General features: G+C 70.5%; 4 protein-coding genes and 1 pseudogene. All 5 read left to right on the top strand.

Going from position 1 to position 8,996, the window contains the following annotated elements; all coding sequences use genetic code 11:
• A partial coding sequence (locus A9X05_RS17890; protein ID WP_197499111.1) for an arabinofuranosyltransferase occupies positions 1-1,138 on the top strand: 1,138 nt, incomplete at its 5' end.
• Positions 1,138-4,416 (top strand): arabinosyltransferase domain-containing protein, encoded by a 3,279-nt coding sequence (locus A9X05_RS17885; RefSeq protein WP_082971001.1) that lies wholly within the window; start codon positions 1,138-1,140, stop codon positions 4,414-4,416. The genes A9X05_RS17890 and A9X05_RS17885, both read left to right, overlap by 1 nt.
• A gap of 14 nt (positions 4,417-4,430) precedes the next feature.
• Entirely contained in the window at positions 4,431-5,054 is a 624-nt protein-coding gene (locus tag A9X05_RS17880; protein WP_067760198.1) for a maleylpyruvate isomerase family mycothiol-dependent enzyme, read from the top strand.
• Positions 5,055-5,121: 67 nt separating this feature from the next.
• Positions 5,122-8,448, top strand: a complete 3,327-nt coding sequence (locus A9X05_RS17875) for an arabinosyltransferase domain-containing protein (RefSeq protein ID WP_067783103.1) — start codon at positions 5,122-5,124, stop codon at positions 8,446-8,448.
• Positions 8,445-8,996: pseudogene (locus A9X05_RS17870) on the top strand (arabinosyltransferase); the annotation flags it as partial. The gene A9X05_RS17875 and the pseudogene A9X05_RS17870, both read left to right, overlap by 4 nt.

Here is an 8,996-nt window from a genome sequence, read left to right as displayed (position 1 = left end):
ATTCACCGCCACCTGGTACACGCTGCTGTTCGGTTTCACCGCGTTCGCGATGGCGCTGATGGGCCTCGCGCTGGCCGGCTCGCGCTGGCGACACCGCGGGTGGCGGGCGGCGCTCGACCCGCTGCGCAGGCTGGGCGTGATCGCCGTCATCGCCGCCGCCATCGGCAGCACCACCTGGCTGCCGTTCCTGTTGCGGGCGATCCGCAGCCCGGTGAGCAACTCCGGCAGCGCGGCGCACTACCTGCCGGCCGACGGCGCCGTGCTGACCTTCCCGATGCTGCAGTTCTCCCTGCTGGGCACGATCTGCCTGCTCGGAGCGCTGTGGCTGGTGGTGCGCGCCCGGTCGTCGGTGCGGGCCAGCGCCCTGGGGATCGGCGTGCTGGCCATCTACCTGTGGTCGCTGCTGTCGATGCTGACGACGCTGGCGCGCACCACGCTGCTGTCGTTCCGGCTGCAGCCCACCCTGACCGTGCTGCTGGTCGCCGCCGGGGCGTTCGGCTTCGTCGAGGCGGTGCGCGCGCTGTCCGCGCGGGGCCGCGCCGTGCTGCCCCTCGCCGGCGCCGTCGGCCTGGCCGCCGCGATCGCGTTCAGCCAGGACATCCCCGACGTGCTGCGCCCGGATCTCACCGTCGCCTACACCGACACGGACGGCAACGGCCAGCGCGGCGACCGGCGACCGCCCAGCTCGGAGAAGTTCTACCCCGACATCGACCGCGCCATCGTGACCGTGACCGGGCGCCCCCGCGACCAGACCGTCGTGATGACCGCCGACTACAGCTTCCTGTCCTTCTATCCCTATTGGGGATTCCAGGGACTGACGTCGCACTACGCCAACCCACTCGCGCAGTTCGACCTGCGGGCCGCCCAGATCAACAAATGGTCCAAACTCAAGTCCGCCGACGAGCTGCTGCACGCGCTGGACACCTGTCCCTGGCCGCCGCCCACGGTGTTCCTGATGCGCCGCGGCGCGAACGGCAACTACACCCTGCGGCTCGCCGAGGACGTCTACCCCAACCAGCCCAACGTCCGGCGCTACACCGTCGACCTGCGGGCCGCCCTTTTCGAGAGCCCGCAGTTCGTCGTTCAAAGCGCCGGCCCGTTCGTGCTGGCCATCCGCAAGCCGGTGCCGGGCCGCTGATGAGCACCGACACCTCGCCTCAAAAGGGGCCGCCGAGCATCGAAGAACTAGCATCTAGCACCGTGACCGAGACGGGAGCGAACCACCGGATCACTCGGTGGGTAGCTATCGTCGCCGGGCTGCTCGGGGCTTTGCTGGCCATCGCGACCCCGCTGCTGCCGGTCAACCAGACCACCGCCCAGCTGAACTGGCCGCAGAACGGCACGTTCGAAAGCGTCGACGCTCCCCTGATCGGTTACGTCGCGACCGATTTGAACATCAGCGTGCCGTGTCAGGCCGCCGCCGGGCTGGCCGGTCCCCAGAACGCCGCCAAGACCGTGCTGTTGTCCACGGTGCCCAAGCAGGCCCCCAAGGCCGTCGACCGCGGGCTGCTCATCCAGCGCGCCAACGACTACCTCGTGGTCGTCGTGCGCAACGTCGCGGTGGTGACCGCCCCGCTGAGCCAGGTGCTCAGCCCGGCCTGCCAGCGGCTGACCTTCACCGCCCACGCGGAGAAGGTCACCGCCGAGTTCGTCGGCCTGACCCAGGGGCCCAACACCGAGCACCCCGGCGCACCGCTGCGCGGCGAGAAGAGCGGTTACGACTTCCGGCCCCAGATCGTCGGCGTCTTCACCGACCTGAGCGGGCCGACACCGCCCGGCCTGAGCTTCTCGGCGACCATCGACACCCGCTACAGCAGCAGCCCCACCGAGCTGAAGATGGCGGCGATGATCCTCGGGCTCGTGCTGACGGCCGCCGCCCTGGTCGCCCTGCACCTGCTCGACACCGCCGACGGCAGCCGCCACCGCCGCTTCCTGCCGTCGCGCTGGTGGTCGATCGGCGGGCTGGACGCTCTGGTCATCGCCGTGCTGGTGTGGTGGCAGTTCGTCGGCGCCAATACCTCCGACGACGGCTACATCCTGACCATGGCCCGGGTGTCCGAGCACGCCGGCTACATGGCCAACTATTACCGCTGGTTCGGCACGCCGGAGGCGCCCTTCGGCTGGTACTACGACCTGCTGGCGGTGTGGGCCCATGTCAGCACCGCCAGCATCTGGATGCGGTTGCCAACCTTGGCCATGGCGCTGACGTGCTGGTGGGTGATCAGCCGTGAAGTGATGCCGCGCCTGGGCCACGCCGTCAAACAGAACCGCGGCGCGGCGTGGACCGCGGCGGGCATGTTCCTGGCCGTGTGGCTCCCGCTGAACAACGGCCTGCGCCCCGAGCCGATCATCGCGCTGGGCATCCTGCTGACCTGGTGCTCGGTGGAGCGCGCGGTAGCCACCAGCCGGCTGCTGCCGGTGGCGGTCGCCTGCATCATCGGTGCGCTGACGCTGTTCTCCGGACCGACCGGCATCGCCTCGATCGGCGCCCTGCTGGTCGCCATCGGGCCGTTGCGGACGATCCTGCACCGCAGGTCGAAACGATTCGGCGCGCTGCCGCTGGTGGCACCCCTGTTCGCGGCGGTCACCGTCACCGCCATCCTGATCTTCCGAGACCAAACCCTGGCCGGCGAGATCCAGGCCAGCATGCTCAAGCGGGCCGTCGGCCCCAGCCTGAGCTGGTTCGACGAACACATCCGCTACGAGCGCCTGTTCATGGCCAGCCCGGACGGCTCGGTCGCCCGCCGCTTCGCGGTGCTGGCGCTGGTCCTGGCGCTCGCGATCACGGTCGCAATGTCGTTGCGCAAGGGCCGGATTCCGGGCACGGCCGCCGGGCCGAGCCGCCGCATCGTCGGAATCACGATCATCTCCTTTATCGCGATGATGTTCACGCCCACCAAGTGGACCCACCATTACGGGGTGTTCGCCGGGCTGGCCGGCCCGCTGGGCGCGCTGGCCGCCGTCGCCGTGACTTCCGTGGCGATGCGGTCGCGGCGCAACCGCACCATGTTCGCGGCCGCGGTGCTGTTCCTGATGGCCCTGTCGTTCGCCAGCGTCAACGGCTGGTGGTATGTCTCCAATTTCGGTGTGCCATGGTCGAATTCGTTCCCGGCGTGGCATTACGCCTTTGCCACCGCGCTACTCGGGCTGACGGTCGTGGTGCTGCTACTGGCCGCGTGGTTCCATTTCGTCGATCCAGACAACGGCGCGCCGACGACCCGCCTGGGCGCACGAGTCGCGGGAATCGTCCAGTCCCCGTTGGCAATTGCGACCTGGCTGCTGGTGGTGTTCGAGGTGGCGTCGCTGACACTGGCGATGGTCGACCAGTACCCCGCCTGGACGGTGGGCCGCTCCAACCTCGAGGCCCTCACCGGCAAGTCCTGCGGACTGGCCGAGGACGTGCTGGTGGAACAGGACCCCAACGCCGGCGCGCTGGCGCCGGTGAGCGCCACGGTGGCCGACGCGCTGGGCGCGGGCCTGTCGGAAGCCTTCACCCCCAACGGTATTCCAGCCGACGTCCGTGCCGACCCCGTGATGGAACGCCCGGGCGACCGCAGCTTCATCAACGACGACAGGCTGGTCACCGGCGCCGAAGCCGGCACCGAGGGCGGCACCACCCCGGCACCGGGGATCAACGGTTCGGTCGCCCAGCTGCCCTACAGCCTGGACCCCGCGCGCACACCGGTGCTCGGCAGCTGGCGGTCGGGCATCCAACTGCCCGCCCACCTGCGGTCGGGCTGGTACCGGCTGCCCACCCGCGACAGCGCCCGGCCGCTGCTGGTGGTGAGCGCGGCCGGCCGCTTCGATCCCCGCGAGGTGCAGGTCCAGTGGGCGACCGACGACCAAGCGGCCGGCGGACACCCCGGCGGGTCGTTGCAGTTATCCGACGTGGGCGCCTCCCCAGCCTGGCGGAACCTGCGGTTGCCGCTGTCGGCCATCCCCGCCAACGCCACCCAGATCCGATTGGTCGCCGACGACGAAGACCTGGCGCCGCAGCACTGGATCGCGCTCACCCCGCCGCGCATCCCGCAGCTGCGCACGCTGCAGGACGTCGTCGGCTCGAAGGACCCGGTGTTCCTGGATTGGCTCGTCGGCCTGGCGTTCCCCTGCCAGCGTCCGTTCGGCCACCAAAACGGCGTCGACGAAACGCCGAAATGGCGCATCCTGCCTGACCGTTTCGGCGCCGAAGCCAACTCGCCGGTGATGGACAACAACGGTGGCGGCCCGCTGGGCGTCACCGAGCTGCTGCTGAAGGCCACCACCATGGCGACCTATCTGAAGGACGACTGGTCGCGCGACTGGGGTTCCCTGCAACGGCTGACGCCCTACTACGCCGGGGCGCAGCCCGCCCGCCTGCAGCTGGGGACGGTCACCCGCAGCGGCCTGTGGAGCCCCGCGCCGCTGCGTAAGAGCTAGCGAGGGGGCCGGCAATGACGGCAAGCCTGATGAGCATGGCCCGCGACGAACGGGCCGACCTGGCCGAGTTCCTGGCCACCCTGACGCCCGAGCAGTGGGAGGCGCCCAGCCTCTGCACGCACTGGACGGTCAAAGACGTTGTCGCGCATACGATCAGCTATGAAGAGCTCGGCCCGTTAGGTCTGGCGGGGCGCTTCGCGAAGGGCTGGATCGTCCGCGCCAACCAGGTGGGCGTCGACGAGTTCGCCGGCCTGGGTCCGGAACAACTGCTCGACTTTCTGCGAGCCCATCTCCAGCCGCGCGGGCTGACAGCGGGTTTCGGCGGAATGATCGCGCTCGTCGACGGCACGATCCATCACCAGGACATCCGCCGCGCCCTCGACCGGCCTCGCATCGTCCCCGCCGATCGGCTCGAGCGCGTCCTGCAGCTGGTGCCGGGCAACCCGAGGCTCGGGGCCGGCCGCCGGATCCGGGGGCTGCGCCTGCGCGCCACCGACCTCGACTGGGCACACGGCCGCGGGCCGGAAGTCACCGGCCCCGGCGAGGCTTTGCTGATGGCGATGTCGGGCCGCCCGGCGGCGCTCGCCGACCTCGACGGCCCGGGCCTGAACACCCTGGCGGCCCGGCTCCCCCGCTGACGCCGCGCGGCCCCGCGCGGCCCCGCGTCCTCAGCGGACAAAGCGGCTTCGCTTACGATCGAGCCTCGTGCCCCACGACGGTAATCAGCGATCGCAGCGGATCCCGCGGTTCGTCGCCGCCGTCGCCGGCATCGTCGGACTGCTGTTGTGCGCGCTCGTCCCGCTTCTTCCAGTCAGGCAGACCACCGCGACGGTGCTGTGGCCGCAGGGCGTCGCGGACGGACACGTCACCCAGATCACCGCGCCGCTGGTGTCCGGGGCGCCGCGCGCGCTCGACATCTCCATCCCGTGCGCGGCGATCGCGACCCTGCCCGCCAGCGGCGGCCTGGTGGTCTCGACGCTGCCCGCCGGCGGCGTCGATGCCGGCAAGGACGGGCTGTTCGTGCGGGCCGACAAAGACCTGGTGGTCGTCGCGTTCCGCGACACCGTTGCCGCTGCCGCGCCGCGGGCGGCGGTCGCCGGCGGGGCCTGCAGCGTGCTGCACGCCTGGGCCGGCGCGGGCGCGGCGGGCGCCGACTTCGTGGGCATGCCCGGCGCCTCGGGCACCCTGTCCTCAGACAAGAAACCCCAAGTCGGCGGCATCTTCACGGACCTGAAGGTGCCGGCCCAGCCGGGACTATCGGCCCGCATCGACATCGACACCCGCTTCATCACCGCCCCAACCGCCCTCAAGCAACTCGCGATGGCCGTCGGTGCCCTGGCCGTGCTGACCGCCGTCATCGCGCTCGCCGCGCTCGACCGTCGCAGCCGCGGCGGCGGCACGCTGGTCAATTGGCAATCGCCGATCGCCTGGCTCTCCCGGTACCGGCCCCGGGCGCGATGGAGTTCCTGGCGCCGCGTCGGGCTCGCAACCTGGATCGCCGACGTCGGGGTGATCGCGACGCTCCTGGTCTGGCACGTCATCGGCGCCACCTCGTCCGACGACGGCTACAACCTGACCATCGCCCGCGTCTCCCCGAAGGCCGGCTACATCGTCGATTACTACCGCTACTTCGGTACGACGGACGCGCCGTTCGACTGGTATCTGGGGGTGCTGTCCAAGCTGGCGGCCGTGAGCACCGCCGGGGTGTGGATGCGGTTGCCCGCCACGCTGGCCGGGATCGCGTGCTGGCTGGTGATCAGCCACTGGATCCTGCGCAGGTTGGGCCCCGGCAGGGGCGGCCTGGCGGCGAACCGGGTGGCGGTGTTCACCGCGGGCGCGGTGTTCCTGGCCGCCTGGTTGCCGTTCAACAACGGGCTGCGGCCCGAGCCGCTGATCGCCCTGGGTGTGCTGGTCACCTGGATGCTGGTGGAGCGGGCGATCGCGCTGCAACGCTTGGCCCCGGCCGCGGTCGCGACCTTCGTCGCGATGCTCACCGTGACACTGGCGCCGCAGGGCCTGATCGCCGTCGCCGCGTTGCTGACCGGTTCGCGGGCCATCGCCCGGACGATCCGGCGACGCCGGGCGACCGACGGCCTGCTCGCGCCGCTGGCGGTGCTCGCGGCGTCGCTGTCGCTGATCACCGTTGTGGTGTTCCACGGTCAGACACTGGCCAACGTCGCCGAGTCGGCGCGGATCAAGTACAAGGTCGGGCCGACGATCGCGTGGTACCAGGACTGGCTTCGCTACTACTTCCTCACGGTGGAGTCGAACCCCGATGGGTCCATGGCGAGGCGTTTCGCGGTGCTGGTGCTGCTGCTGTGCCTGTTCGGGATGCTGGTCATCCTGCTGCGCCGGGGGCGAGTGCCCGGGCTGGCCAGCGGCCCGGCCTGGCGGCTGATCGGCACGACCGCCATCGGCCTCCTGCTCCTCACGTTCACCCCGACGAAGTGGGCGGTCCAGTTCGGCGCCTTCGCCGGACTTGCCGGGGCGCTGGGCGCGGTCACCGCGTTCGCGCTTTCGCGGATCGGCCTGCACAACCGCCGCAACCTGACGCTCTACGTCACGGCGCTGCTGTTCGTTGTCGCGGTGGCCACCTCCGGCGTCAACGGCTGGTTCTACGTCGGCAACTACGGGGTGCCGTGGTACGACATCCAGCCCGTGATCGCGAGCCACCCGGTGACGTCGATGTTCCTGACGCTGTCGATCCTCACCGGGCTGCTGGCCGCGTGGCAGCACTTCCGGATGGACTATGCCGGCCACACCGAAGTCAAAGACAACCGGCGCAACCGGGTGCTGGCGTCGACCCCGCTGCTGGTGGTCGCGAGCATCATGGTGGTCGGCGAAGTCGCCTCACTGACCAAAGGCGCGGTGTTCCGCTACCCGCTCTACACCACCGGCAAGGCCAACCTCGCCGCCATCGCTTCCGGCCTGTCCCCGACGAGCTGTGCCATGGCCGACGACGCGCTTGCCGAGCCCGACCCCAACGCGGGCATGCTGGCGCCGGCGCCCGGGCAGGTCTTCGGGCCCGACGGCCCGCTCGGCGGGGTCAACCCGGTCGGCTTCAAGCCCGACGGCGTCGGCGACGACCTGCGGTCGTACCCGGTGGTGACCAAGCCCGGCGTGGTGAATTCGGATGCGTCGCCCAACAAGCCCAACGCCGCCATGAGCGACTCGGCGGGCACGGCCGGCGGGAAGGGCCCCGTCGGCGTCAACGGCTCCCATGCGGCGCTCCCGTTCGGACTCGACCCGGCCCGCACCCCGGTGATGGGCAGCTACGGCGAGAACTCGCTGGCCGCCACGGCGACCTCGGCGTGGTACCAGCTACCGCCCCGCACCCCGGACCGGCCGATCGTCGTGGTGTCGGCGACCGGCGCGATCTGGTCGTACAAGGAGGACGGCACCTTCACCTACGGGCAGTCGCTGAAGTTGCAGTGGGGAGTCACCCGCCCCGACGGCACCACCCAGCCGTTGGCCGAGGTGCAGCCGATCGACATCGGCCCCGAGCCGGCGTGGCGCAACCTGCGCTTCCCCCTCACCTGGGCGCCGCCCGAGGCCAACGTGGCGCGCATCGTCGCCTACGACCCGAACCTGAGCTCGGATCAGTGGTTCGCGTTCACCCCGCCGCGGGTGCCGGTGCTGCAAACCCTGCAGCAGCTGATCGGGTCGCGCACGCCGGTGCTGATGGACATCGCGACCGCCGCGAACTTCCCATGCCAGCACCCGTTCTCCGAACACCTTGGCGTGGCCGAACTTCCGCAGTACCGCATCCTGCCCGATCACAAGCAGACGGCGTCGTCGTCGAATGGGTGGCAGGCCAGCGAGGCCGGCGGCCCGTTCCTGGTCACTCAGGCGATGCTGCGCACCTCGACGGTCTCCACCTATCTTCGCGGCGACTGGTATCGCGACTGGGGCTCCGTGGAGCAGTACTTCCGGCTGGTGCCGGCTGACCAGGCGCCCGACGCCGCAATCGAACAGGGTGTGATGACAGTGCACGGCTGGAGCCGACAGGGACCGATTCGGGCGCTTCCATGAGCATCACGACCGTGAACAACCGCGAAGACAAGACGACCGCCGGTCAAAACGTGCGCGCGACGCGCTGGGTCGCGACGATCGCCGGCTTGATCGGCTTCGTCCTGTCGGTCGCCACGCCGTTGCTGCCCGTCGTGCAGACCACCGCCACCCTCAACTGGCCCCAGGGCGGCCAGCTGAACAGCGTTACCGCGCCGTTGATTTCACTGACGCCGGTGGACGTGACCGCAACCGTGCCGTGCTCGGTGGTGAGCGCGTTGCCGCCGGACGGCGGGGTCGTCCTGAGCACGGCGCCCAAGAAGGGCAAGGACGCCGCGCTGAACGCGCTGTTCGTCGTCGTCAACGCCAAACGCGTCGACGTCACCGACCGCAATGTGGTGATCGCCAGCGCGTCTCGAGACCAGGTGGCCGGCCCGCAATGCCAGCGCATCGAGATCACCTCGACGAAAGCCGGCGCCTTCGCCACCTTCGTCGGGCTGAAGGATTCGGCCGGCAGGCCGATCGGGGGCGGTTTCCCCGACCCGAACCTGCGGCCGCAGATCGTCGGGGTG

Source organism: Mycobacterium sp. E3298 (assembly GCF_001666895.1).
GTDB lineage: Bacteria > Actinomycetota > Actinomycetes > Mycobacteriales > Mycobacteriaceae > Mycobacterium.
This window is presented reverse-complemented; position numbering and strand designations above follow the sequence as displayed.

Bases quoted from the DNA above. Each gene is read 5' to 3' on its own strand.
- A9X05_RS17880 (WP_067760198.1), top strand. From the start codon at position 4,431: ATGACGGCAAGCCTGATGAGCATGGCCCGCGACGAACGGGCCGACCTG.
- A9X05_RS17885 (WP_082971001.1), top strand. From the start codon at position 1,138: ATGAGCACCGACACCTCGCCTCAAAAGGGGCCGCCGAGCATCGAAGAA.